Source organism: Rhodococcus sp. B50 (genome assembly GCF_013602415.1).
Taxonomy (GTDB): Bacteria; Actinomycetota; Actinomycetes; order Mycobacteriales; family Mycobacteriaceae; genus Rhodococcus.
In genome coordinates, this window is the sequence record NZ_WPAG02000002.1 from 523,729 (window position 1) to 548,278 (window position 24,550).

The window sequence follows — 24,550 nt, forward strand, 5'->3', positions numbered from 1 at the left end:
GAGGAGGGACGCTACCTGCAGGCTGTACGCAGGCGCAATGGATCCGCCCGCCGAATCGGCGGGCCGGCGACCTGCCCCGTCAGATCAGTCGCCGCAGCGTGTTGAGGTTCCGGACGGTCGTCGTCGCCTTGTTGCGGGCCGAACCCGACTGCTTCCCGACGGCACTGTCGAGTGTCGAGCCCTTCACGACCTGCCAGTAGAGGACGCCTTCGCCCACCTCGATGCATTCGAGGTCCGGATCGAGATCGTCCGACAGGGCGGCGAGCGGTTCGAGTACGGCGGGATCGGAGACGAACACGGCGTACGAATGCCGGTCGGTACGTGTGTGGTCGAAGGGATACGCCTCGACGACCCGTGTGAGAGCGGACTGCTCGAGGACGAACGTGTAGGCCTCGTAACCGAACCGCTCGGTCAGCGCGGCCTCGATCCGGGCCTTCGCGGTGGCGGGGTCGTCATCGGCGTCGAAGAGAACGTTGCCGGAGGCGAGCACGGTGCGTACGTTCTCGAAGCCGAGAGCGTCGAAGACCTCCTTCAGATCGGCCATCCGGATCCGGACGCCGCCGACGTTGATTCCGCGCAGCAGGGCCACGAGTCGCGTCATAGGGGCACCGTAGTTGGCGGCGCCGACACCGCGCGGGATAGTCTGGTCGAGCGAACGAGTCGGTCGGGCGGCCGCGGCGCAGGGAACCGGTACCGGATGGTGCCAGGCCCTGGATCGAGGAAAGTCCGGACTCCACAGAGCAGGGCGGTTGTTAACGGCAACCCGAGGTGACTCGCGGGACAGTGCCACAGAAAGCAAACCGCCTGCCGGTACGGCAGGTAAGGGTGAAAGGGTGCGGTAAGAGCGCACCAGCGCCCCGGGTGACCGGGGCGGCTAGGTAAACCCCGCCCGGAGCAAGGTTGAAGGTCGCACCGCGTGCGGTGCGGCTGCGCAGGTGTTCGAGGGCTGCTCGCCCGAGCCTGCGGGTGAACCGCTCGAGGTACCCGGCGACGGTGTGCCCAGATGGATGGTCGCCACCCCGTTTCGGCGGGGGACAGGATCCGGCTTACAGGCCGGCTCGTTCGCCCGGCGGCTCCCGATCCCTCCGCGTGGCTACCGGTCGGATCAGATCGGATCGATGACCAGCAGGTGCGCCCAGTACGAGGCCGCTTCCGGACCAAGCCAGGGCAGCAACGCGTCGTAGAGGATGTAGGACATTGCGTGCTCCTTCGTTCGGACATCGAGCACATGTGCGTTCGGACATCGAGCACATGCGTGCGGCCCGACAGTACCGCGCCACGCCCGCCGACGGGTTGCCCGTACACGAGGACGTCGTTCGGGCACACTGAGACCATGAGCGACGACGGCTGGTACTACGACGTGCGCACGGGGAAGGTCTCCCAGGGCAAGGATCCGCACGCCCTCAATCGCATGGGTCCCTACCCGGATCGGGAGACCGCTCAGCGGGCGCTGGAGATCGCAGCAGAACGGAACAAGGCGGCCGACGCCGCCGACGACGACTGGAAGAACGGCTGAGTTCGACGACGAGCACCCGGAACCGCAGGAGCTCACGAGCATCGTGGTGACCACTCCCATCGTCGTCGCGCCGGCGATCGACTTCGCCGACGTGCGCGCCGAATTCGACCTCGTCGACGCTTTTTCCTCGGATGCGCTCGACGAGGCGCGCCGGGCCGAGGACCGCTTCGCGGACGTGCGCGAGGACCGCACCGACCTGCCGCTCGTGACCATCGACCCACCCGGATCGATGGATCTCGACCAGGCGCTGCACCTCCAGCGCACCGACGACGGTTTCGTGCTCCACTACGCGATCGCCGACGTGTACGCACTCGTCGAACCGGGTGGCGCGCTCGACGCCGAGACACATCGTCGTGGCCAGACCTTCTACCTGCCCGACGGCTCGGTTCCGCTGCATCCGCGCGAATTGTCCGAGGGCACCGCGAGCCTGCTGCCGGGCGCCGTCCGCCCGGCGGCGTTGTGGCGGATCGACACCGACCACCGCGGCGAGCCCGTCGCCGTGAGTGCGCGGCGCGCGCTCGTCCGGTCGGTCGCGCGCATGGACTATGCCGGAGTGCAACGCGACGCCGATGCGGGCAGGCTGCATCCGTCCGTCGAAGCGTTGCCCGACTTCGGCCGGTTGCGCGCGGCCGCGGCGCTCGCGCGCGGCGCGATCGAACTGCGCCTGCCCACGCAGGACGTCGTGCCGCACGGCGACGGTTGGAAGCTGCAGATCGAACCGCGCACCGAGGCAGACGAGTGGAACTCCGAGATCTCGCTGCTCACCGGAATGTGCGCCGCGCAGATGATGATCGACGCCCGGGTCGGTCTGCTGCGCACCCTGCCCACCGCCGATCCCGCCGCGGTCGACGGATTGCGTCGCACCGCGCGGTCGTTGAACGTGCCGTGGCCGCCGCAGATCGGTGTCGGAGCCTTCCTCGCCGGACTCGACGCCAACGATCCGCGAACGCTCGTGTTGATGAGCGAAGCGCCGACCCTGCTGCGCGGGGCGTCCTACGCCGCCTTCGACGGTGAACTGCCCGAGACGATCCTGCACGGAGCGATCGGTGCACCCTACGCGCATGTCACCGCGCCGTTGCGCCGGTTGTCCGACCGGTACGCCACCGAGGTGTGCCTCGCGGTGTCGTCGGGCCTGCCCGTCCCGGAAGCGGTGCGCGCGGAACTGTCCGCGATGCCGAAGATCATGTCGTCGACGGATTCGCTCGCCGGCAAGGTGAATCGGGCGTGTATCGACCTGACCGAGGCCGTCGTCCTCGCGCCGCGGGTGGGGGAGACCTTCGAGGCGACGGTGCTGAAGGAGGCTACCGACCGGCGCGACGCCGAGGTGTTCGTCGCCTCCGAGACCGTCATCGGCCCGTGCGGCGGGGAACCCGAGGAGGGCAGCACCGTGCGGGTGCGGCTCACCCTCGCCGACCCGCAGGCCCGCAAGATCCGCTTCGATCATGACCGGTGAGGTGGCGCGGCGGCGACGCCCGGTCGCTGCCGTCCTCGCCGTCGCGGTCGCGTTGTGTGCGGCGCTCGCGGTGCTCGTGTGGTGGATCCTGCCGAACCGGCTGTTCCCCTGGGACAGTGCGTCGTTCCCCGAGATCGACACCTCGACGTTGTCGCCGACGCAGGTGCGGATCGTCGAACTGCTCGAGGAGCAGCACGAGGCGCAACCGCCCGGCACGTTCTACTCGGAGGGCGTCCGCGAACCGTGGTGCGCCGACTTCGTCAGCTGGATCATGCGGGAAGCCGGTGTGCCGCTGTCCAATCCGCACTCGGGTCATTGGCGGATCCCGGGCGTGTACACACTCCAGGAGTACTACGAGCAGACCGACCGCTACGAACCGGCAGGAACGGAGTACCGGCCGGAGGTCGGCGATGTGGTGCTGTACCACAACAGGATCGGCGTCGGCCAGCGCGAACACACGAACATCGTTGTCGCCGTCGACGGTGATTCCGCGATCACCGTCGGCGGCAACGAGATGGGCAAGATCAGGGTCCACGAACTCGACCCGACCGGTGACGACGCCGTGATCGGCTTCGGACGGTTGCCGGCCTGAGCAGGGTCAGCGGAACCCGTCGGTGGCCTCGACGAGCCGGTGCACGATCCCCGGTTCGGTCGCCGCATGTCCCGCATCCTCGACGACGTGCAAGCGGGAGGCCGGCCACGCGTCGTGCAGATCATGGGCACTGCGCGCCGGGCACACCACGTCGTAGCGGCCCTGCACGATCACACCCGGGATGTCGCGCAGCAGATGCGCGTCGCGAAGGAGCGCCCCCTCGTCGAAGAATCCGCGGTGGTGGAAGTAGTGGTTCTCGATGCGCGCGAAGGCCAGGGCGAACCGGGGTTCGGCGGTCTCCGCGACTCGATCCGGGTTCGGCAACAGCGAGCTCGTCGCGCCCTCCCAGGTGGACCATGCGATCGCCGCGTTCAGGGCGACGTCCCGATCGGTCGAGTGCAGCAGGCGGTGGTAGACGTCCACGGGATGCTCACCCGGCTCGGCGTCGAGCGGAGCGCAGAATCCCTCCCACGCCTCGGGGAACAGTTGCCCGGCGCCGCCGTTGTAGTACCAGTCGATCTCGCTGCGGCGCAGCAGGAAGATCCCGCGCAGGACGAGTTCGGTGACGCGCTCGGGGTGCCGCTGGGCGTAGGCGAGGGCGAGCGTCGAGCCCCACGACCCGCCGAAGACCATCCACCGGTCCACACCGAGGAAGGTGCGCAGCCGCTCGATGTCGGCGATCAGATGGTCGGTGGTGTTGACCGACAGGTCGGCGCCGTCGGCCACGTGGGGCTGCGACCGGCCGCAGCCACGCTGATCGAACAACACGATCCGGTATGCGGCCGGATCGAAGAAGCGCCGGTGCAGGGGCGCGGTGCCCCCGCCCGGACCGCCGTGGAGGAAGACCACGGGCTTGCCCTGCGGATTACCGCTGACCTCCCAGTACAGCTGCTGGCCGTCGCCGACGTCGAGCATGCCCGTCGCGTGCGGCTCGATCGGCGGATACAGTTCGCGTCGCACCACAGGTCAGAATCCGACGAGGCCCGACGCGAAATCGGGAATGTCGAGGCCGCGCAGGGCCTCCTCGCGCACCTCCGGGCACTGCGCGGAGGTCGCCGCGTCGATGCGGCCCCGGTCGCCCGCGAGCACGACGAGATCGACACCGTTCGCCGCACCCCATTCACCGACGAGGATGTTGAGGCCTCCGCGGCCCACCGAGGGGGTGTAGGTGCGCCAGTTCGACAACTGGCCTTCGAGACGAGCACACAGGTCGGCGGTCTGCGCTTCGGTGAAGCCACCGGCTCCGGCCTCCGCGGGCGATCCTGCAACGGACGTCGAACCCGTAGACTCCGCCGACCGCGACGTCTCGACCGTGGCGTCGGTCGACGTTCCACTGGGTGCCGGATCCTGAGCCGGTGCGCAGCCGACGAGAACACCCGCCAGTGCGGCGGTGACGGCGGGGACGAGACTGAAGCGGAGCTGCATGGACACCTCGTGGGTCGTTGGGTCGGGTCGTCGTCGAGTCTGCCACCGATCCGGAAGGTGCCCGAAAAATGCGACGGGCACCACCGAACTCGTCGATGGTGCCCGTCGTCGCAGATTCTCAGAAGGAGTGCTCGGGCCCCGGGAAGGTGCCCTGCGCCACTTCTGCTGCGTACTGCGTTGCTGCTCGGCGTAATTCGTCGCCCACCTGCCCGAACTTCTTGACGAACTTCGCGGTCTTCCCGCTCGTGTAGCCGGCCATGTCCTGCCAGACGAGGACCTGGGCGTCGCATTCGTTGCCGGCGCCGATGCCGACGGTCGGGATGCTCAGCTTGCGGGTGACCTGCCCGGCCAGATCTGCCGGCACCATCTCCATCACGACGGAGAAGGCGCCCGCCTCCTGGACGGCGATCGCATCGGCGACGAGCTGCTCGGCGCCGTCGCCGCGCCCCTGCACCCGGAACCCGCCGAGTGTGTTCACGGACTGCGGAGTGAAGCCGATGTGGGCCTGCACGGGGATACCGGCGGCGGTGATCGCGGCGATCTGCGGAGCCATCCGCTCGCCGCCCTCGAGCTTCACCGCGTGGGCGCCGCCCTCCTTCATGAACCGCACGGCCGTCGTAAGGGCCTGCTCGGGCGAGGCCTCGTACGAGCCGAACGGCAGATCGGCGACGACGAGCGCGTGCGGAGCGCCGCGCACGACGCCGCGGACGAGCGGGAGGAGCTCATCGATCGTCACGGGCACCGTGGTGTCGTAGCCGTACACGACGTTGGCTGCGGAATCGCCCACGAGCAGGACGGGGATACCGGCCTCCTCGAAGATGCGGGCGGAGGAGTAGTCGTAGGCCGTCAACTCGGCCCAGCGGCGGCCTTCGGCCTTCATCGCCTGCAGGTGATGGACTCGTGTCTTGCGCTTGGGGGTGTCGGCAGGGGCTGCAGCGGAAGCCGCGCCACCGTATACGGACGTCACGTTGTCGGACATCACTGTCCCTTTCTTCCTCGAGGCCCTCGGGGTCCCCGGGTCGGGTGATGACCGTCTCAGTCTGCCACTCGGGCCGGAACCCGCGAAGGTCTCGACGCGGTGCGATTGGTCACATCGCAGCGCTGCCGGTCATGGGGCAGTGCCGGTCGCGAGGCAGTGCGCAGCCCTCTCCGTGGCACGATCGGATCGTGCCCCACCCCGCTCGCGTGCGCATCCGTCGTCTGTTCGTCCTGGCGCTCGTTGCCGTTGCCGTTGCGACCGCATGCGGTGACACTGCCGAGGAGGAACGGCAGCCGTCGGCAGTCGGAGTGGTTCCGGGGCTCGAACGGTTCTACGAGCAGGACCCGGAGTGGGAGTCGTGCGGGCCGTACAGCGCCGACGGGCCGATGTTGGAGCGGCAGGGCGTGGAATGCGCTCGGCTCGAGGTTCCGCTCGACTACGCGGATCCGAGCGGTGAGGTGATCACCCTTGCGGTGTCGCGACTGGCCGCCGCGGGCGACCGGATCGGTTCCCTGCTGGTCAATCCCGGCGGGCCGGGCGCCTCGGGACTGTCGACGGCGCTCGCCGCCGACGGCACCGTTCTCGCCGACCGTTTCGATGTGATCGGTTTCGACCCTCGCGGGGTCGGGTCGTCCGAACCGGCGGTCCGCTGCCTCACCGACGCCGAGTTCGACGCCGACCGCGCCCTCGACGACGGGGACACGAGCCCCGAGGGTATCGCCGAGGCGGAGAAGCGCAATCGCGAGTACGCCCAGCTGTGCGCCGAACGCAACGGCACGGACCTGCTCGCCCACGTCGGCACCCGTGAGGTCGTGCAGGACATGGACGTCCTCCGCGCCGTCCTCGGCGACGACGCGCTGACCTATCTCGGTTTCTCGTACGGAACCCGGCTCGGCACCCTCTACGCCGAGGCCTTCCCCGGTCGGGTGCGGGCCATGGTGCTCGACGGTGCGATCGACCCGGAGCAGGACCCGGTCGAGGAGATCGTGCTGCAGGCCGAGGGCTTCCAGAAGGCCTTCGACGAGTTCGCGGCGTACTGCGCGCAGTACGCCGGGTGCCCCCTCGGGGCCGAGCCGTCCCGGGCCGCCGAGCGGTTCCGTGCGCTCGTCGACCCGCTGCTCGACGCTCCCGCACCCACGACCGACCCGCGCGGGCTGAGCCACCGCGACGCGATCACCGGTGTGCAGCAGGGGTTGTACTCGCCGACCCTGTGGGGGTCGTTGCGCGGCGGGTTGGAGTCGCTCGCGAGCACCGGCACCGGCGACACCCTGTTGAGGCTCGCCGATCTCTACGAAGGGCGCGGCGAGGACGGCACCTACAGCAACATCACCGACGCCTTCAACGCCATCCGGTGCGTGGACGACCCGCCGGTGACCGACCGGGCGCTCGCCGGCGAACTCGACACGCGGTTCCGCGCGGCCGCACCCTTCCTCGACGACGGCCGCGGCACCGGATCGGCGGCCCTCGACGTCTGTGCCTTCTGGCCGGTTCCGGCCACCGGAGAACCGCACACGCCCGACGTTCGCGATCTGCCGCCCGTGCTCGTGGTCTCGACGACCGGGGATCCGGCGACTCCCTACGGCGCGGGGGTCGAACTCGCCGCCCGGCTCGATGGTGTCCTGGTGACCTTCGAGGGAACGCAGCACACCGTGGTGCTCGACGGCAACGAGTGCGTGGACACCGCTGTGACCAGCTATCTTGTGGATCTCGAGGTGCCCGCCGGCGAGCCTCACTGCTGACCGGCGGGACGTGTGAGCGACACGCCATCCGGATGCGCCTGCCGATGTAACACGGAATTAACGGATTGTGCCTAGTCTCGCGGGTATGGATCGCCAGAAGGAGTTCGTGCTCCGCACCCTCGAAGAGCGCGACATTCGGTTCGTGCGTCTGTGGTTCACCGACGTCGTCGGCACCCTCAAGTCGGTGGCGATCGCGCCGGCCGAACTCGAAGGGGCCTTCGAGGAGGGCATCGGTTTCGACGGCTCGGCCATCGAGGGCTTCTCTCGCATCTCCGAAGCCGACATGGTCGCGCGTCCCGATGCCACCACCTTCCAGGTGCTGCCCTGGACCGACGACCGGGGCCATCAGTACTCGGCCAGGATGTTCTGCGACATCACCATGCCCGGTGGCACCCCGAGCTGGGCCGATCCCCGCCATGTGCTGCGGCGTCAGCTCAACAAGGCCTCCGACCTCGGCTTCAGTTGCTACGTGCACCCCGAGATCGAGTTCTTCCTCGTCGAGGACGGCCCCGAAGGCAACGCACCCGTGCCGGCCGACATCGGCGGCTACTTCGACCAGTCGGTGCACCGTTCCGCCCCGCACTTCCGGCGCCACGCCATCGACGCGCTCGAATCCATGGGTATCTCGGTGGAGTTCAGCCACCACGAGACCGCACCCGGCCAGCAGGAGATCGACCTGCGCTACGCCGACGCGTTGTCCATGGCCGACAACGTCATGACCTTCCGCTATGTGGTCAAGGAGATCGCGATGCAGGAAGGCGTGCGGGCCACCTTCATGCCCAAGCCTTTCCGCGACCACGCAGGGTCGGCGATGCACACCCACATGTCGCTGTTCGAAGGCGAGACCAACGCCTTCCACGACCCCGACGACCCGTTGCAACTCTCGGCGACCGGTAAGGCGTTCATCGCCGGTGTCCTCGAGCACTCCAACGAGATCAGCGCCGTCACCAACCAGTGGGTCAACTCGTACAAGCGTCTCGTGCACGGGGGAGAGGCACCGACGGCCGCATGCTGGGGTCCGTCGAACCGCTCCGCGCTCGTGCGCGTCCCGATGTACACGCCGAACAAGGCGTCGTCGCGTCGTGTCGAGATCCGCACCCCCGATTCGGCATGCAACCCCTATCTGACCTTCGCGGTGTTGCTCGCGGCCGGCCTGCGCGGCATCGAGAAGGGTTACGAGCTCGCACCCGAGGCCGAGGACGACGTGTGGTCGCTGACCTCCGCCGAGCGTCGCGCCATGGGCTACCGCGAACTGCCCACCGATCTCGACATCGCGCTGCGCGAAATGGAGAAGTCCGAACTCGTCGCCGAGACCCTCGGTGAGCACGTCTTCGACTACTTCCTGCGCAACAAGTGGCGGGAGTGGGAGAACTACCGCAGCCAGGTCACTCCGTTCGAACTCGAGCAGTACCTGGGGCTGTAAGCGACGATGGAAGCGTGGTGAGACCGCCCAGCGCGCGTTCGGTAGTTCCCGGCCCCGGTCGGCTCGGCCTCGTCGAGCCGACCGCCTCCGCCGAACTCGCTCGACTCGGATGGAACGACGACGCCGGCGTCGAACTGCTGTGGTCGCTGTCCCGTGCCCCGAACGCGGATCTGGCGTTGCGCACTCTCGCGCGACTGGCCGACGCGCTCGGCGACGACTGGGCGGAACTCGACTCGGCGCTCCGCTCGGACACGCGCCTGCGCGGCCGGTTGTTCGGGCTGTTCGGTGCGTCGTCTGCGCTCGGCGACCACGTCGTCGCCAATCCCGATCGCTGGAAGATGCTCGCGGGCAGCGCGGCGCTGCCCGACAAGCACACCTTCACGGCGCGGATGCTCGACAGCGTCGACGCCGAACCCGAGCCCGACGGGCGGCCCGGTCGGTTGATCCACCGGGCCGGACTCGTCGGCCCGCAGGCGGTCGCCGCACTGCGGACGACCTACCGCGACCAGCTCATGTTGATCGCCGCCGCCGATCTTGCCGCGGTGGTCGAGAACGAACCGGTGGTGCCCTATCTCGAGGTCGGGGCGCTGCTCGCCGACCTCGCCGACGCGGCGCTGACCGCGGCGCTCGCGGTGGCCGTGTCCACGGTGATCCCGGAGGGCCCGTGCCCGATCGACCTCGCCGTCATCGCGATGGGCAAGTGCGGTGCGCGCGAACTGAACTACGTCAGCGACGTCGATGTCGTGTTCGTCGCCGAACCCGCTGATGCCCGGGCGAGCCGGATCGCCGGCGAGATGATGCGCATCGGCACGTCGGCGTTCTTCGAGGTCGATGCAGCGCTGCGCCCGGAGGGCAAGCGCGGCGAACTCGTCCGCACCCTCGAATCCCATGTCGCCTACTACAACCGGTGGGCCAAGACCTGGGAGTTCCAGGCGCTGCTCAAGGCACGGCCCATGACCGGCGATCTCGATCTCGGCCGCCGGTACATCGACGCCCTGAGCCCGATGGTGTGGACCGCCTCCGAACGCGAGGACTTCGTGCCCGACGTGCAGGCGATGCGGCGTCGGGTCGAGGAGATGGTGCCGCCCGAGCTGCGCGAGCGCGAACTCAAGCTCGGACGCGGGAGCCTCCGCGATGTCGAATTCGCCGTGCAGTTACTGCAACTCGTGCACGGTCGCGTCGACGAGTCGCTCCGTGTGCCCAACACCGTCGAAGCGCTGTGTGCGCTCGCCGACGGCGGCTATGTGGGCCGCGACGATGCGGCGAACATGCGGGCGTCCTACGAATTCCTCCGCCTGCTCGAACACCGTTTGCAGTTGCAGCGGCTCAAGCGGACCCACACGCTGCCTCCGCCGGAGGACCGCGAGGCGTTGCGCTGGCTCGCCCGTGCCGCCCACATGCGACCCGATGGACGCAAGGATGCGCTCGGCGTCCTCGAATCGGAGATCAAGCGCAACTCGTCGCGGATCCGCAAACTGCACGCGCGCCTGTTCTACCGGCCGCTGCTCGACTCGGTGAGCAAGCTCGACAAGGAAGCGCTGCGGTTGTCACCCGATGCGGCGGTCCGTCAGCTCGCGGCACTGGGATACAACGCCCCGCAGCACGCGATGGAACACCTCGCGGCGTTGTCCGGCGGGGCCTCGCGCAAGGCGCGCATTCAGGCGTTGCTGCTCCCGCAGCTGCTCGAATATCTCGGTGAGACAACCGATCCGGACGCCGGTCTGCTCGCCTATCGGCGGTTGTCCGATGCGCTCTACGACACCGTCTGGTTCCTGCGGGTGCTGCGCGACGAACCAGCAGTGGCCGAACGCCTCATGACGGTTCTCGGCTCCTCGGCCTACGTCGCCGACCTGCTGGTGAAATCTCCCGACGTCATCCGCCTGTACGCCGACGCGTCTACCGGACCGAGGTTGCTCGAGGCGAACCCGCCCGAGGTGGCGCGCGCCCTCGTCGCCTCGTCGTCGCGCTATTCCGATCCCGTACGCGCGATCGCCGCTGCCCGTTCGCTCCGGCGTGCCGAACTCGCGCGGGTCGCGAGCGCCGACATCCTCGGGATGCTCGACGTGCCGCAGGTGTGCAAGGCGTTGTCCGCAGTGTGGGCGGGCGTGCTCGAAGCCGCGCTCGACGCGGTGATCCGTGCTTCGGAACAGTCTCGCGGACCGGCCCCGGCCCGCATCGCGGTGATCGGGATGGGACGGCTCGGGGGCGGCGAACTCGGCTACGGATCCGATGCGGACGTGTTGTTCGTGTGTGATCCGCTACCGGACGCCGACGAGACGGATGCGGTCAAGTGGGCCACGAGCACCGCCGAACAGGTGCGGCGACTGCTGGGTGCGCCGAGCACCGATCCGCCTCTCGAGGTGGATCTGGATCTGCGTCCGGAAGGTCGCAGCGGTCCGATCGTGAGGACGTTCGCGTCCTACCGGGCGTACTACACGCAGTGGGCCGAAGTGTGGGAGGTGCAGGCGCTGCTGCGCGCGCATGCCGTCGCAGGGGATCGCGAACTCGGCACACGCTTCCTGCACATGATCGACGACGTGCGCTATCCCGAGGGCGGGGTGTCCCACGAGGCCGTCCGCGAGATCCGGCGGATCAAGGCCCGCGTCGACTCCGAGCGGCTGCCGCGCGGCGCCGATCCGGCGACCCACACCAAACTCGGGAGGGGTGGACTCGCCGACATCGAGTGGACCGTGCAGTTGCTGCAGCTCCAGCACGCATACGACATCCCGGCATTGCACACGACCTCGACGCTCGACGCGCTCGACGCCATCGGAGCCGCCGAACTGCTCAGCGCGACCGACGTCGAGCTCCTCCGGACGGCGTGGATCACCGCGACGGATGCGCGGAACTGTCTCGTGCTCGTGCGCGGCAAACCGACCGACCAGCTCCCCGGCCCCGGTCGATTGCTGGAAGCGGTTGCCCGCGTGACGGGTTGGCGTGGCGAGGACGCGTCGGAGTTCCTCGACTACTACCTGCGCGTGACGCGACGTGCGCGGGCGGTCGTCGAGCGGGTCTTCTGGGACTAGCGGACCTCAGTCGCAGACGATGACGAGTGCGAGTCCTCGCCAGACGTCGACCTCGGTCTTGTCCCATGTGCCGTCTTCGTGATTCCAGTCGTATTCGACCTCGACGTCGTAGCCGCGGTCGCGTTGCTCGGTCACCCGGCAGTTCTGCATGGTGCTGCCGGAACGGTTGAGGATGATGTAGGGGACTCCGGCGTCGGAGAGCACTGTCTGGGCCTGCTCCTGTGACATCCCGACGACGGAGACGTCGGTCTGTGCCACTGCGGTGCCGGCGAGTGCGACGGACAGAGGAACGGGGGACAGGAGTGCGGCGGCACAAGCCGCCGAGATGAGGGATCTACGCATGGTGGGGCCTCCCAGGGAGACGAGTCGTTCGAATACGGACCTCGTCGCATCTGCTCCCCCCGAGAGCGGAATGTGACACATATCACCAAAGTCGCACTCCAACGGTACACCTGTGTGTAGTAAGTCTGTCCAGTCCGTTTTCGCTATCCCTTGTCCGCACACGGCGGAGCCACCCGCCGAGTACGGCGGGTGGCTCCGGAGTGGTGCGTCAGGTGCGGTCGTGGACCGCCCCAGCGGTCACTTCTTCAGGTCGAAGCGATCCAGATCCATCACCTTCGTCCAGGCCGCCACGAAGTCGCGGGCGAACTTCGGGCCGGCGTCGTCGGTCGCGTAGACCTCGGCCAGTGCCCGCAGCTGGGAGTTGGCGCCGAAGACGAGGTCCACTGCGGTTGCGGTGTACTTGACCTGGTCCGATCCGCGAGCGCGACCTTCGTAGATGCCCTCGTTGTTCTGAGAGACCTTCCACTCGGTTCCCATGTCGAGCAGATTGACGAAGAAGTCGTTCGTCAGGGTCTGCGGGCGGTCGGTGAAGACCCCGTGCTTGCTACCCCCGTGGTTCGCACCGAGAGCACGCAGGCCCCCGACGAGCACCGTCATCTCGGGAGCTGTCAGCGTCAGCAGGTTCGCCCGTTCCAGGAACAACTTCTCGGGCGGGAGCTTCTCGCCGCCGCGCAGGTAGTTGCGGAAACCGTCGTGCTTCGGTTCGAGCACCGCGATCGATTCGACGTCCGTCCACTCCTGTGTGGCGTCCGTCCGACCGGGGGAAAACGGCACGGTGATGTCGTGGCCGGCATCCTCGGCGGCCTTCTCCACCGCGGCGCAACCGGCAAGCACGATCAGGTCGGCCAGAGAGACCTTCTTGTTCCCACCCGAACTGTTGAACTGTTCCTGAATGCCCTCGAGGATCTGCAGCACCTGGGAAAGCTGTTCGGGTTCGTTGGCCTCCCAGTTCTTCTGCGGTTCGAGGCGGATCCGCGCACCGTTCGCGCCACCACGCTTGTCGGTGCCGCGGAAACTCGACGCCGATGCCCACGCGGCCGCGACGAGCTGCGGGACGGTTGCTCCCGACTCGAGGATCGTGCTCTTGAGCGACGCGATGTCGCTCTCGTCGATCAGCTCGTGGTCGACGTCCGGAACCGGGTCCTGCCAGATCTGGGGTTCCGGGATCCACGGGCCGCGGTACCGCGAGACCGGACCCATGTCGCGGTGCAGCAGCTTGAACCACGCCTTGGCGAACTCGCGCTCGAGCTCCTCGGGGTGATCGAGCCAGCGGCGGGTGATCTCGCCGTAAACGGGGTCGTAGCGCAGCGCGAGATCGCTGGTAAGCATGCCGGGCGCGTGCTTCTTCGAGGGGTCGTGGGCATCCGGCACGGTATCGGCCCCCCCGCCGCCCTTCGGGGTCCACTGCCACGCTCCGGCGGGGCTCTTCGTCTTCTCCCACTCGTACGCGTAGAGCGTCTCGAGGAAGGTGTTGTCCCACTTGGTCGGGGTGGGCGTCCAGGTGACTTCGAGACCGCTGGTGATCGTGTCGCCGCCGGCACCGGTGCCGTACGAGTTCTTCCAGCCGAGGCCCTGCTGTTCGAGCGGGGCACCCTCGGGTTCGGGGCCGAGATTGTCGGCAGGTGCGGCACCGTGCGTCTTGCCGACGGTGTGGCCGCCCACGATCAACGCCGCGGTCTCGACGTCGTTCATCGCCATCCGGGCGAACGTCTCGCGGATGTCGCGTCCGGACGCGAGGATCTCCGGATTACCGTTCGGGCCTTCGGGATTGACGTAGATCAGACCCATCTGGACTGCACCCAGCGGGCCCTGGAGTTCGCGTTCGCCGGCATACCGCTCGTCGCCCAGCCAGGTGTCCTCAGGGCCCCAGAAGACCTCGTCGGGCTCCCAGATGTCCTCGCGGCCGAACGCGAAGCCGAACGTCTTGAAACCCATCGACTCGTAGGCACAGTTGCCGGCGAAGACCAGCAGGTCGGACCACGAGAGTGTGCGGCCGTACTTCTGCTTGATCGGCCACAGGAGACGACGTGCCTTGTCGAGGCTGACATTGTCGGGCCAGCTGTTGAGCGGCGCGAAGCGTTGCGCGCCCTTGCCACCGCCACCGCGGCCGTCGGCGATGCGGTAGGTGCCGGCCGAGTGCCAACTCATGCGGATGAACAGGCCGCCGTAGTGGCCGAAGTCGGCCGGCCACCAGTCCTGCGAATCCGTCATCAGGTCGATGAGATCCTGACGGAGTGCTTCGACGTCGAGTGACTCGACTTCCTTCGAATAATCGAAGTCGGGTTCCATCGGATTGGACAGGGACGAATGCTGATGCAGGACCGTCAAATCCAGCTGTTCCGGCCACCAGTCCTGATTGGTCCTGGGCCGGTGCGGTGACGGCTCGGGGGAGGGGACTGCGGGGTTTTCGCTTTCGGACACTGCGGTTTCCTTCCGGATCAGGGTGGATCGGACCGATTCAGGGCTGTGGTCGTAGGTTGTCTTTCGAGCAATCGCGGCACAGGCCCCAGAAGACGACGTCCGCCTCGTCGACGTCGAAACCTGCGTCGTCCACCGGCGCCAGGCAGCGCGAGTCGCCGAGGGTGTGGTCGACATCCGAGATCGCTGCGCAGGACCGGCAGACGAGGTGGTGATGGCGGTCGCCGACACGCACTTCGTACCGCGCGTGGAAACCTGCGGGCTGGATTCGGCGGAGCAGTCCACGTGCAGAGAGCGCGTGGAGGATGTCGTACACGGTGTGCCGGCCGATGCCGGGAACGACGGCGCCGACCGCGTCGAAGATGCGATCGGCATCGGCGTGCGGGTGCTCGTGCGCCGCATCGAGCACCGCCAGACGCTGCCGGGTCACGCGAAGACCGGCTGCGCGTAACCGCTCGGAGAAATCCCGCGTCGAGGGCACGTGCCCACTATGGACCACTTTTCTGGAATCGGTCGCGATTTCGCCGGATCTGTCCATGAACGAACAGTTCTCGCGCGCCGAACCGAGGTTTGCTACCGCTGCAGCAGGGGCGAACCTCGATTCGGCGCGCGGGGATGCCGGTGCGGAAATGGCGAGAGGCCGCCCGTCCCGAACAGGGAAGAGCGGCCTCTCGAGGAGTGCTTACCGGACTCGACTCAGCAGTCGAAGTACAGCTGGAACTCGTAGGGGTGCGGACGCAGGTTGACCGGAGCGATCTCCTGCTCGCGCTTGAGCGAGATCCAGGTCTCGATGAGGTCGGTGGTGAAGACACCACCCTCGGTGAGGTACTCGTGGTCGCGCTCGAGATTGTCGATGACAGCCGACAGGCTCGTCGGAGCCTGCGGGATGTTCTTGGCCTCCTCCGGCGGGAGCTCGTAGAGGTCCTTGTCGACCGGGGCGAGCGGCTCGATCTTGTTCTTGATGCCGTCGAGGCCGGCCATCATCTGCGCCGCGAAGTTCAGGTAGGGGTTACCCGAGGAGTCGGGAGCGCGGAACTCGAGGCGCTTGGCCTTCGGGTTGTTGCCCGTGATCGGGATACGCACGGCAGCCGAACGGTTGCGCTGGCTGTACACGAGGTTGATCGGAGCCTCGTAGCCCGGAACCAGGCGGTGGTACGAGTTGATCGTCGGGTTCGTGAAGGCGAGCAGCGACGGGGCGTGGTGCAGGATGCCACCGATGTACCAGCGGGCCACATCCGACAGGCCCGCATATCCGGCCTCGTCGTGGAACAGCGGCTTGCCGTCCTTCCACAGCGACTGGTGCACGTGCATGCCCGAACCGTTGTCGCCGAACAGCGGCTTCGGCATGAAGGTGACGGTCTTGCCGGCCTGCCACGCGGTGTTCTTGACGATGTACTTGAACAGCTGCAGGTCGTCGGCCGCGGCGAGCAGCGTGTTGAACTTGTAGTTGATCTCGGCCTGACCACCGGTGCCCACCTCGTGGTGGCCGCGCTCGAGTTCGAAGCCGGCGTTGGACAGGTTGGTGGCGATCTGATCGCGCAGGTCGACGTAGTGGTCGTACGGTGCGACGGGGAAGTAGCCGCCCTTCGCCCGGACCTTGTAGCCGCGGTTGGGGGTGCCGTCGGCGTTGTACTCGGCGCCGGTGTTCCAGGAACCGGAGATCGCGTCGATCTCGTAGAAGGCACCGTTCATCTTCGAGTCGTAGGCGATCGAGTCGAAGATGTAGAACTCGGCCTCGGCACCGAAGAAGGCGGTGTCGGCGATGCCGGTGCTGATCAGGTATTCCTCGGCCTTACGCGCGACGTTGCGAGGGTCGCGGCTGTAGGACTCGCGGGTGAAGGGGTCGTGGACGAAGAAGCTGATGTTGAGTGTCTTGGCGGCGCGGAACGGATCCAGACGCGCGGTCGTCACGTCGGGGAGCAGCAGCATGTCGGACTCGTGAATCGACTGGAACCCACGGACCGAGGAACCGTCGAATGCCAGGCCGTCCTCGAGCACGTCCTCGTTGAAGGCCTTGGCCGGGATGGAGAAGTGCTGCTCGATGCCGGGCAGGTCGGTGAAGCGGACGTCGACGTATTCGACGTTCTCTTCCGCGATGAACTTGAAGACCTCTTCGGCCGTGGTGAACGCCACGCTTGTGCTCCTTCAGTCGGTGCGCGCCATGGGTGCTGGGCGCCTGCGTCGGATCAGACGTTATGGATCTGGTGTTGCCCGTCCATCAAGCCTATGTTTCGCGGGTGTTACACATGTCTTCGTCCTGCTGTGAGGTCGAAAAGGTGGTATAAGTCACCACGGCCAACACGGGTCGACGCTGGTCCGCCCAGGAGAGCTTATCCTGGTGCCATGGCACGCATGACGGGCAGTTGGCTTTCCGGGCCTGCTGCGGCGCTCCCCAAAGGTCTCGAGCAAGAGCAGGACTATCCCGGGCAGCTGCTCGGACTCCCCGAGCACGGCCCCGGTTCCATGGTGCCCACGATCCGCAGGGTGCTCGCCCTCGTGATCGACTGGTTCATGGCCATGGCGATCGCTGCGGGTCTCGTCGGGGGCAACCCACTCGAGAGTCCGCTGTTGTCGTCGTACACCCTGATCATCTGGTTCGTGGTGGGCGTGGGATGCGTGAGCCTGTTCTCGTTCACGCCGGGGCAGTTCGTCGCCGGTCTGCAGGTGGCGCGGGTGGACGCTCCCGTGCGAGTCGGTATCGTGCGAGCGCTCGCCCGCCAGGTCCTGCTGGTGTTCATCGCTCCGGCGCTCGTCACGGACATCGACGGTCGCGGCCTCCAGGACCGCGCCACCGGCACCGCAGTCGTTCGTTCGCGCTGACCGCGGTGGTTCGCCGGCGCTGACCGCGCAACCACTTTTCCGTAGACACCGAAGGCCGCCTTCGTCCCCGGGACGAAGGCGGCCTTCGATGTAGTTCGGAAGGTCAGCGGCGACGCATGGTGCGCTGCACGCTGCGCATCTTCGCGCCGGCGGGAAGCGGGCCCTTGGGCATGGCCGGACCGGACTTCTTCGAGCTCAGCGCCGACAGGCGACCTTCGATGGTGTCCATCCGCTTGGTGTCGATGTTGCGGGGCAGCTTGTTCAGACGCTTCTGCAGCTCGGAGAGCGGGACCTGGCCCTCGTCGTTGCCGACGACGAACTCGTAGATGGGGGTGTCGCCCACCAAGCGCGCGACCCGCTTCTTCTCCTGGGCCAGCAGACCCTTCACCCGACCGGCGTTGCCCTCACCGACGAGGATCACGCCCGGGCGTCCGATCACGCGGTGCACGGCGTCGAGCTGGGTGGTGCCCGCAACCGCCTGGGTCACGCGCCACGCCCCCTGCAGGTTGTCGAGCGCCCACGCGGCCGCACCGGCCTGACCGTCGGCCTTCGCGTACACGCTCTTCTGCACCCGGCGCCCGAAGATGATGAAGGCGAGGAGGACTCCGACGAGGATGCCGACCGGCAGCAGGAACCACTGGATGCCGAAGATCAGACCGACGACGAAGAACACCACGATCGAACCGACGAGGGCACCGATCATCCACGGCAGGAGTGCCTTGTCCTCCTTGCGCTGGATCTGGAACGCCTGCCACAGCTGGGTTCGACGCTCCTTCGACGCCTGCTTGCGTGCGGCCTTCGCCGCGGCCTTCGCTTCCTTGTCGGTCTTGCTGCCCTTCGCCATGTATTCAAGGATACGGCCCCGGTGGTGGCACCTTTACCACCACCGGGGCCGTGACGAACTTGCGCGACGTCAGTTGCCGAAGCGCGCGAGAACCGCGCCGGCTTCTTGGGAAGCTGTGCCCTCCTCGGCGAGATGCGCCTGGTCGGCGGGCAGTTCGCGTCCGTGGTGAGCCATCGCCTGCGCGTACAGGCGGCCTGCGCGGTACGACGAACGCACCAGCGGCCCGGCCATCACACCGGCGAACCCGATCTCGCGGGCGGTCTCGGAGTGGTCGACGAACTCCTGCGGCTTGACCCAGCGCTCGACCGGATGGTGGAGCGGGGAGGGCCGGAGGTACTGGGTGATCGTGATGATGTCGCACCCGGCGTCGTGCAGGTCGTGCAGCGCTTCGGTGACCTCCTCGGGGGTCTCGCCCATGCCGAGGATGAGGTTGGACTTGGTGACCAGACCGAAGTCGCGGGCCTGCCGGATCACGTCGAGCGACCGCTCGTAGCGGAAGGCCGGACGGATGCGCTTGAAGATCCGCGGCACGGTCTCGACGTTGTGCGCGAGCACCTCGGGACGCGACTCGAAGACCTCGGCCAGCAGGTCGGGCTTGCCGTTGAAGTCGGGGATCAGGTTCTCGACGCCGGTGCCCGGATTGAGCGCGTGGATCTGCTTCACCGTCTCGGCGTACAGCCACGCACCGCCGTCGGGCAGATCGTCGCGGGCGACGCCGGTGATCGTGGAGTAGCGCAGACCCATGGACCGGACCGACTCGGCGACGCGGCGCGGCTCGTCGCGGTCGAGGGCGGTCGGCTTGCCGGTGTCGATCTGGCAGAAGTCGCAGCGCCGGGTGCACTGCTCGCCACCGATGAGGAAGGTCGCCTCGCGGTCTTCCCAGCACTCGTAGATGTTGGGACAACCGGCTTCCTCGCACACCGTGTGCAGACCTTCGCGTCGCACCAGGCCTTTGAGGTCGGTGTACTCCGGGCCCATCTTCGCCCGGGTCTTGATCCAGTTGGGTTTGCGTTCGATCGGCGTCTGCGCGTTTCGGGTCTCGATCCGCAGCAGCTTGCGTCCTTCTGGGGCCACAGTCACGCCCTCGATCGTACGCCGCCGGTCCTGCCCCGATCGGGCGGGTGCGACAGCCCTCAGAACCGGTGCGTCGTGAATTCCGGGGTGGTGGTGGGAATTCCGGACGCGCCGACGGCCTGCTCGAAGGTGACCCGGTCGATGTCGCAGTCGGTCACGGGGATTCGGCCGTCGAGCGCAGAGATGACGGCCTCCGTGACGGCGGGGATCACCTCGTCGACGGTGACCTCCCGGCCGAGTTCGCCGGTGAGCGACGCAACTCCGGCATCGCGGATACCGCACGGGACGATCGAGTCGAACGCGTCGAGCGCCGAATTGCAGTTGAGCGAGAAGCCGTGCATCGCGACCCCGCGTTGCACCCGGATGCCGATCGCGGCGATCTTGCGTTCGGGAAGCCAGTGCCCGTCGCGCAGTTCGGCGGGAAGCCACACGCCGGACCGTCCCTCCACGCGACCGCACGTCAGGCCCATGTCGGTGCACACTCGGATCAGGCCCTGCTCGATGCGGCGCACGTAACCCACCACGTCGATCGGTTCGGCGAGCTTGACGATGGGGTAGCCGACGAGCTGGCCCGGACCGTGCCAGGTGATCTTGCCGCCGCGGTCGACGTCGATGACGGGGGTGCCGTCGGTGGGTCGGTCACCGTCCTCGGTGCGGCGCCCGGCGGTGTAGACGGGCGGGTGTTCGAGCAGCAGCAGGGTGTCGGCGCCGATGCCGTCGGCGCGCTCGTTCGCGAGTTCGCGCTGCTTCTCCCAGGCCTCGAGATAGCCGATGGTTCCGAGACGCGCGACGGCGACGGGAGCCGAGTCGGAGCGGGCGGAAGACGAGGGATTGCTCATGTTCCTGAACTCTACGCCGCGCGGTACGGCGTGAGCACCCGCAGTGCGGGGACGCCGCGGGGGCACCACCTGATCGGTGATGCCCCCGCGGACGTTGCCCGGATCGTCGTCCGGTTCTTCGGACCTACAGTCCCAGTTCGGACTCGAACGCGCCCTCCTCGAGACGATGCTTGATCGTCTTGAGGAATCGGCCCGCGTCGGCACCGTCGATCAGGCGGTGATCGTAGGTGAGCGGCAGGTAGCACATCGACCGCACACCGATCGACTCGTTGCCGGTCTCGTCGTTCACGACGACGGGACGCTTGACGATCGCACCGGTTCCGAGCATCGCGGCCTGCGGCGGCACAAGGATCGGGGTGTCGAACAACGCGCCCTGGCTACCGATGTTGGTGATGGTGAAGGTGCCACCGGCGAGCTCGTCGGGCTTGAGACCACCCTTGCGGGCACGCTCGGCGATGTCGGCGATCGCGCGGGCGAGCTCGGCCAGCGACAGGTCGCCGGCATTGTGGATCACCGGCGAGAGCAGGCCCTGCTCGGTGTCCACGGCGATACCGAGATGCTCGGCGGCGTGGTAGGTGATCTCCTTCTTGTCCTCGTCGAAGGAGGCGTTGACGTTCGGATGCGCCCGCAGCGCCTCGACGACGGCCTTCGCGAAGAACGGCAGGAAGGTGAGGTTGACGCCCTCACGCTCGGAGAACGCCTTCTTCGCCTGCGCCCGCATCTGGGTGATCTTGGTGACGTCGACCTCGAAGGTCTGGGTGAGCTGCGCAGTGCTCTGCAGCGACTCGCGGGTCTTCTTCGCCGTGATCTGACGGATCCGGTTGACCTTCTGCGTCGTGCCGCGCAGCTTGGCGAGCTCGGGACGGACGCCCGGCGCCGGCCCGGCGGGAGCCGCGGCCTTCTGCTCGGCACCGGCCGCGGGCTTGCCGCCCTCGGCGGCGGCGAGGACGTCCTGCTTGCGGATTCGGCCACCGACACCGGTGCCCTGGACCGTGGACAGGTCGACGCCGTGCTGCGACGCGAGCTTGCGGACCAGCGGGGTGACGTACGGCGTCGCACCGCTCGGGGTGGACTCCTCCTGCGGCGCGGGCTTCGGAGTCGAGGTCGCGGTACCGACGGGCTTCGGTGCGGGTGCCGGGGTGGCCTGTTCGACCTTCGGCGCCTGCGGCTGGGCGGCGGGCTTCGGGGCCTCCTGCTTCGGGGCCTCCTGCTTCGGCGCAGGCTTTTCCTCGGCGGGAGCGGACTGCTGGGCCGGAGCCTCGCTGCCGATGACGGCGAGCTGTCCGCCGACCTCGACGGTCTCGTCCTCCTGCGCGGAGATCTCGGTGAGGATGCCGGCGACGGGGGACGGGATCTCGGTGTCGACCTTGTCGGTGGAGACCTCGAGGAGCGGCTCGTCGACGGCGACCTCGTCGCCGACTGCCTTGAGCCAGCGGGTGACGGTGCCTTCGGTGACGGACTCGCCGAGCGCCGGCATGGTGACCGGGGTGCCTTCGCCGCTACCGCCCGAGGATGCGGGCTGCGCGGGCTCGGACGGAGCCGGAGCGGCCTCCTCCGAGGGTTCGGTGGTGGGCTCGACCGCCGGAGCGGAGTCGGCGGCGGGCGCGGACTGCTCGGCGGGGGCGTCACCGCCGATGACGGCGAGCTGTCCGCCGACCTCGACGGTCTCGTCCTCCTGCGCGGAGATCTCGGTGAGGATGCCGGCGACGGGGGACGGGATCTCGGTGTCGACCTTGTCGGTGGAGACCTCGAGGAGCGGCTCGTCGACGGCGACCTCGTCGCCGACTGCCTTGAGCCAGCGGGTGACGGTGCCTTCGGTGACGGACTCGCCGAGCGCCGGCATGGTGACCGGGGTGCCTTCGCCGCTGCCGCCCGAGGATGCGGGCTGCGCGGGAGCGGATTCGGCGGCGGGTTCCTCCGCGGGGGCCTGCTCGGCCGGTGCCTCTTCGGCGGCGGGTGCTGAACCGTCGCCGGCCTCCTCACCGGCGTCACCGATCACGGCCAGTTCGCCACCGATCTCGACCGTGTCGTCCTCCTGGGCGACGATCTTGACCAGCACGCCGGCGGCAGGCGACGGGATCTCGGTGTCGACCTTGTCCGTGGAGACTTCGAGCAGGGGCTCGTCGACTTCGACCGTGTCTCCTTCCTGCTTGAGCCATCGCGTGACAGTTCCCTCGGTGACGCTCTCACCAAGCGCTGGCATCTGGACGGAGAAGGCCATGTCTGTTGACTCCTCGACGGTTGTGTTCGTGTGTGTTGAGTTGTACCGACTCGTGGTCGCCGACCATTGTGTGGTCGTTGACCATTGTGCGCGGGGCAGGGACCCCGTGCCTGCTGGTTCACGTGTTCGGTCGGGCCGATACCGGCGGGGCATGGCCACACCCATCCTTGCACCTATCTTTCGGTGACGTTCGGGGAGGGGCGGATCACTTCACACCGGGGGTTCGGCTGTTGCCGATCACACCGGTCCTCTCCCTCGCCTCCGCTGAGGTCTCCGGAAGAGGACCGGTGCGGGCGATCATCCGTTGGCGGCGACGTCCTCGATCACAGCGAGCATCGTGCGCACGGGCACTCCGGTGCCGCCCTTGCCGACGTAACCGAACGGTCCGCCGGTGTTGAACGCCGGGCCGGCGACGTCGATGTGGGCCCACTGCACACCCTCGGCGACGAACTCCTTCAGGAAGATGCCGGCCGTGAGCATGCCGCCCCACCGGTGGGGGGAGACGTTCGCGAGGTCGGCCACGCGGGACTCGAGGTCGCCGCGCAGTTCCTTCGGGAACGGCATCGGCCAGCCGTTCTCGCCGACCTCCTGGGACAGCGCGGCCACGCGGTCGCGGAACTCGTCGTGCCCCATGACGCCCGGGGTCCGGGTGCCGAGGGCGACCATCTGGGCGCCGGTGAGCGTCGCGGTGTCGATGAGGTAGTCGGGATCGTCCTCGCACGCGCGCACGATGGCGTCGGCGAGGATCAGGCGACCCTCGGCATCGGTGTTGATGACCTCGACGGTGGTTCCGCCGTACTGGGTCAGCACGTCGCCCGGCCGTTGCGCCGTGGACGACGGCATGTTCTCGGCCATCGGCACAGTGGCGGTGACGTCGGCCGCGACACCGAGCTTCGCGGCGAGCACGACCGTCGCGACCACTGCGGCGGCACCGGCCATGTCGGAGGTCATCGCCTCCATGCCGGCGGCGGGCTTGATGGAGATGCCGCCGGTGTCGAAGGTGATGCCCTTGCCCACGAGAGCGACCTTCGGAGCCTTGCGCTTCTTCGACGAGTAGGACAGGCGCACGAGACGCGGGGGACGCGACGATCCCTTGCCGACGCCGACGATGCCGCCGAAGCCCTTCTTCTCGAGTGCCTTCTCGTCGAGGATCTCGACCTTCAGCCCGGCGGCCTCACCGAGTGCCTTCGCCCGCTCGGCGAACTCGGCCGGGAACAGGTGGCTGGGCGGGGTGTTCACGAAATTCCGGGCCGTCGCGACGGCCTCGGCGATCACGGTGGCGCGAGTGAGGGCGGCCTTGGCGGCGCGGTCGCGGGTCGACGGCACCAGCAGTTCCACCCGCGCGACCGGCCGGGCGTCCTCTTTCGGCGCGGACTTCTCCGACCGGAACTCGGTGTAGGTGTAGGCGCCGAGCGCGAACCCTTCCGCCGCGGCACCGAGGTCGACGGCGGACAGCGTGGTCGCGACCGTCTCCACACCCGTCAGCGCGCGTGCCGCGGTGCCGGCAGAACGACGGACCTGCTCGGCGTCGATCTTGTCGGCATCACCGAGACCGACGGCGAGCACGCTCGCCACGGGCAGCGACGCAGGTGCCGGGACGCGCGTGAGTTCTTCGCTGCGGCCCTTCGCGCCCACGGCGACGAGGGTGTCGAGCAGTTCACCGAGAACCGCTTCGTCGACCGGTGCGTCACCCGCGAGGATCTCGGGGCTGCCGTCGGCGGAGGTCAGTCCGATCACGAGTACATCGGCTCGCTTGGATACCGAACCGGCGAGAACGAGTTCGGGAAGATCGGGAGTGGGTGCACTCACAGGGCATCTCCTTGGAGGTGATCGGGAACG

General features: G+C 68.1%; 20 protein-coding genes and 1 other RNA gene. 8 read left to right on the plus strand and 13 right to left on the minus strand.

Annotation, left to right across the window (positions count from 1 at the left end; all coding sequences use genetic code 11):
* Positions 1-79: 79 nt before the first annotated feature.
* Positions 80-601: a DUF1697 domain-containing protein gene (locus GON09_RS02795; RefSeq protein ID WP_213930502.1), complete on the minus strand. Its 522-nt coding sequence runs from the start codon at positions 599-601 to the stop codon at positions 80-82.
* Positions 602-656: 55 nt separating this feature from the next.
* Between GON09_RS02795 and rnpB the strand changes: the two genes are divergently transcribed.
* From rnpB to GON09_RS02815, 4 genes are all read left to right on the plus strand, one after another.
* Positions 657-1,065: RNase P RNA component class A (gene rnpB / locus GON09_RS02800), an RNA gene on the plus strand.
* 268 nt (positions 1,066-1,333) lie between these two features.
* Positions 1,334-1,516: a hypothetical protein gene (locus tag GON09_RS02805; RefSeq protein WP_006554424.1), complete on the plus strand. Its 183-nt coding sequence runs from the start codon at positions 1,334-1,336 to the stop codon at positions 1,514-1,516.
* A 43-nt stretch (positions 1,517-1,559) separates the two neighbouring features.
* Positions 1,560-2,969, plus strand: a complete 1,410-nt coding sequence (locus tag GON09_RS02810; RefSeq protein ID WP_213930503.1) for an RNB domain-containing ribonuclease — start codon at positions 1,560-1,562, stop codon at positions 2,967-2,969.
* Complete coding sequence (locus tag GON09_RS02815; protein WP_213930504.1) at positions 2,959-3,561, plus strand: CHAP domain-containing protein; 603 nt, start codon at positions 2,959-2,961, stop codon at positions 3,559-3,561. The genes GON09_RS02810 and GON09_RS02815 overlap by 11 nt, the downstream gene beginning before the upstream one ends.
* A 6-nt stretch (positions 3,562-3,567) precedes the next feature.
* On the opposite strand, the gene pip is transcribed toward GON09_RS02815, so the two are convergent.
* The 3 genes from pip to panB all read right to left on the minus strand — a co-directional run bounded on the left by pip (position 3,568) and on the right by panB (position 5,965).
* Entirely contained in the window at positions 3,568-4,476 is a 909-nt protein-coding gene (pip, locus tag GON09_RS02820; protein WP_244865751.1) for a prolyl aminopeptidase, read from the minus strand.
* 51 nt (positions 4,477-4,527) lie between these two features.
* Complete coding sequence (locus GON09_RS02825) at positions 4,528-4,986, minus strand: hypothetical protein (protein WP_244865360.1); 459 nt, start codon at positions 4,984-4,986, stop codon at positions 4,528-4,530.
* A 118-nt stretch (positions 4,987-5,104) separates the two neighbouring features.
* Positions 5,105-5,965, minus strand: coding sequence for a 3-methyl-2-oxobutanoate hydroxymethyltransferase (panB, locus tag GON09_RS02830; RefSeq protein ID WP_213930507.1), 861 nt, complete (start codon positions 5,963-5,965; stop codon positions 5,105-5,107).
* Between the two features lie 188 nt (positions 5,966-6,153).
* On the opposite strand from panB, the gene GON09_RS02835 reads away from it, so the two are divergent.
* From GON09_RS02835 to GON09_RS02845, 3 genes are all read left to right on the plus strand, one after another.
* On the plus strand, positions 6,154-7,704 hold the full coding sequence (locus tag GON09_RS02835; RefSeq protein WP_213930508.1) for an alpha/beta hydrolase: 1,551 nt from the start codon (positions 6,154-6,156) through the stop codon (positions 7,702-7,704).
* Positions 7,705-7,789: 85 nt separating this feature from the next.
* A complete protein-coding gene (locus tag GON09_RS02840; RefSeq protein ID WP_213930509.1) occupies positions 7,790-9,127 on the plus strand; it encodes a glutamine synthetase family protein in 1,338 nt (445 codons plus the stop codon).
* Between the two features lie 14 nt (positions 9,128-9,141).
* Positions 9,142-12,153 carry a bifunctional [glutamine synthetase] adenylyltransferase/[glutamine synthetase]-adenylyl-L-tyrosine phosphorylase gene (locus tag GON09_RS02845; RefSeq protein WP_213930510.1) on the plus strand — a complete coding sequence of 1,004 codons (3,012 nt, stop codon included), beginning with the start codon at positions 9,142-9,144 and terminating at the stop codon, positions 12,151-12,153.
* A gap of 6 nt (positions 12,154-12,159) precedes the next feature.
* Here GON09_RS02845 and GON09_RS02850 read toward each other — a convergent pair whose 3' ends face one another.
* From GON09_RS02850 to glnA, 4 genes are all read right to left on the minus strand, one after another.
* Positions 12,160-12,495: a hypothetical protein gene (locus GON09_RS02850; RefSeq protein ID WP_213930511.1), complete on the minus strand. Its 336-nt coding sequence runs from the start codon at positions 12,493-12,495 to the stop codon at positions 12,160-12,162.
* A gap of 237 nt (positions 12,496-12,732) precedes the next feature.
* Positions 12,733-14,916 carry a catalase/peroxidase HPI gene (gene katG / locus GON09_RS02855; RefSeq protein ID WP_213930512.1) on the minus strand — a complete coding sequence of 728 codons (2,184 nt, stop codon included), beginning with the start codon at positions 14,914-14,916 and terminating at the stop codon, positions 12,733-12,735.
* Between the two features lie 37 nt (positions 14,917-14,953).
* The gene (locus tag GON09_RS02860; RefSeq protein ID WP_374195380.1) at positions 14,954-15,343 is read right to left on the minus strand and encodes a Fur family transcriptional regulator; all 390 of its coding nucleotides are present in this window, start codon (positions 15,341-15,343) and stop codon (positions 14,954-14,956) included.
* A gap of 266 nt (positions 15,344-15,609) precedes the next feature.
* Positions 15,610-17,046 (minus strand): type I glutamate--ammonia ligase, encoded by a 1,437-nt coding sequence (gene glnA / locus GON09_RS02865; RefSeq protein WP_060652766.1) that lies wholly within the window; start codon positions 17,044-17,046, stop codon positions 15,610-15,612.
* 210 nt (positions 17,047-17,256) lie between these two features.
* On the opposite strand from glnA, the gene GON09_RS02870 reads away from it, so the two are divergent.
* Entirely contained in the window at positions 17,257-17,733 is a 477-nt protein-coding gene (locus tag GON09_RS02870) for an RDD family protein (RefSeq protein ID WP_213930514.1), read from the plus strand.
* Between the two features lie 103 nt (positions 17,734-17,836).
* On the opposite strand, the gene GON09_RS02875 is transcribed toward GON09_RS02870, so the two are convergent.
* The 5 genes from GON09_RS02875 to GON09_RS02895 all read right to left on the minus strand — a co-directional run bounded on the left by GON09_RS02875 (position 17,837) and on the right by GON09_RS02895 (position 24,520).
* On the minus strand, positions 17,837-18,577 hold the full coding sequence (locus GON09_RS02875; RefSeq protein WP_213930515.1) for a DUF4191 domain-containing protein: 741 nt from the start codon (positions 18,575-18,577) through the stop codon (positions 17,837-17,839).
* Positions 18,578-18,646: 69 nt separating this feature from the next.
* Positions 18,647-19,657: a lipoyl synthase gene (gene lipA / locus GON09_RS02880; protein WP_213930516.1), complete on the minus strand. Its 1,011-nt coding sequence runs from the start codon at positions 19,655-19,657 to the stop codon at positions 18,647-18,649.
* Positions 19,658-19,710: 53 nt separating this feature from the next.
* Entirely contained in the window at positions 19,711-20,490 is a 780-nt protein-coding gene (gene lipB, locus GON09_RS02885) for a lipoyl(octanoyl) transferase LipB (protein WP_213930517.1), read from the minus strand.
* Positions 20,491-20,614: 124 nt separating this feature from the next.
* Positions 20,615-22,711: a 2-oxoglutarate dehydrogenase, E2 component, dihydrolipoamide succinyltransferase gene (sucB, locus tag GON09_RS02890; protein WP_213930518.1), complete on the minus strand. Its 2,097-nt coding sequence runs from the start codon at positions 22,709-22,711 to the stop codon at positions 20,615-20,617.
* Positions 22,712-23,008: 297 nt separating this feature from the next.
* Positions 23,009-24,520 (minus strand): leucyl aminopeptidase, encoded by a 1,512-nt coding sequence (locus GON09_RS02895; RefSeq protein ID WP_213930519.1) that lies wholly within the window; start codon positions 24,518-24,520, stop codon positions 23,009-23,011.
* Positions 24,521-24,550: the final 30 nt, after the last annotated feature.

What these genes read in the sequence shown, in the direction of transcription:
- GON09_RS02825 (WP_244865360.1), bottom strand. Translation starts at nt 4,986, where the DNA reads ATGCAGCTCCGCTTCAGTCTCGTCCCCGCCGTCACCGCCGCACTGGCG.
- GON09_RS02850 (WP_213930511.1), bottom strand. Translation starts at nt 12,495, where the DNA reads ATGCGTAGATCCCTCATCTCGGCGGCTTGTGCCGCCGCACTCCTGTCC.
- pip (WP_244865751.1), bottom strand. Translation starts at nt 4,476, where the DNA reads ATGCTCGACGTCGGCGACGGCCAGCAGCTGTACTGGGAGGTCAGCGGT.
- sucB (WP_213930518.1), bottom strand. Translation starts at nt 22,711, where the DNA reads ATGGCCTTCTCCGTCCAGATGCCAGCGCTTGGTGAGAGCGTCACCGAG.
- GON09_RS02870 (WP_213930514.1), top strand. Translation starts at nt 17,257, where the DNA reads ATGGCACGCATGACGGGCAGTTGGCTTTCCGGGCCTGCTGCGGCGCTC.
- GON09_RS02815 (WP_213930504.1), top strand. Translation starts at nt 2,959, where the DNA reads ATGACCGGTGAGGTGGCGCGGCGGCGACGCCCGGTCGCTGCCGTCCTC.
- panB (WP_213930507.1), bottom strand. Translation starts at nt 5,965, where the DNA reads ATGTCCGACAACGTGACGTCCGTATACGGTGGCGCGGCTTCCGCTGCA.
- GON09_RS02875 (WP_213930515.1), bottom strand. Translation starts at nt 18,577, where the DNA reads ATGGCGAAGGGCAGCAAGACCGACAAGGAAGCGAAGGCCGCGGCGAAG.
- GON09_RS02840 (WP_213930509.1), top strand. Translation starts at nt 7,790, where the DNA reads ATGGATCGCCAGAAGGAGTTCGTGCTCCGCACCCTCGAAGAGCGCGAC.
- GON09_RS02805 (WP_006554424.1), top strand. Translation starts at nt 1,334, where the DNA reads ATGAGCGACGACGGCTGGTACTACGACGTGCGCACGGGGAAGGTCTCC.
- lipB (WP_213930517.1), bottom strand. Translation starts at nt 20,490, where the DNA reads ATGAGCAATCCCTCGTCTTCCGCCCGCTCCGACTCGGCTCCCGTCGCC.
- GON09_RS02795 (WP_213930502.1), bottom strand. Translation starts at nt 601, where the DNA reads ATGACGCGACTCGTGGCCCTGCTGCGCGGAATCAACGTCGGCGGCGTC.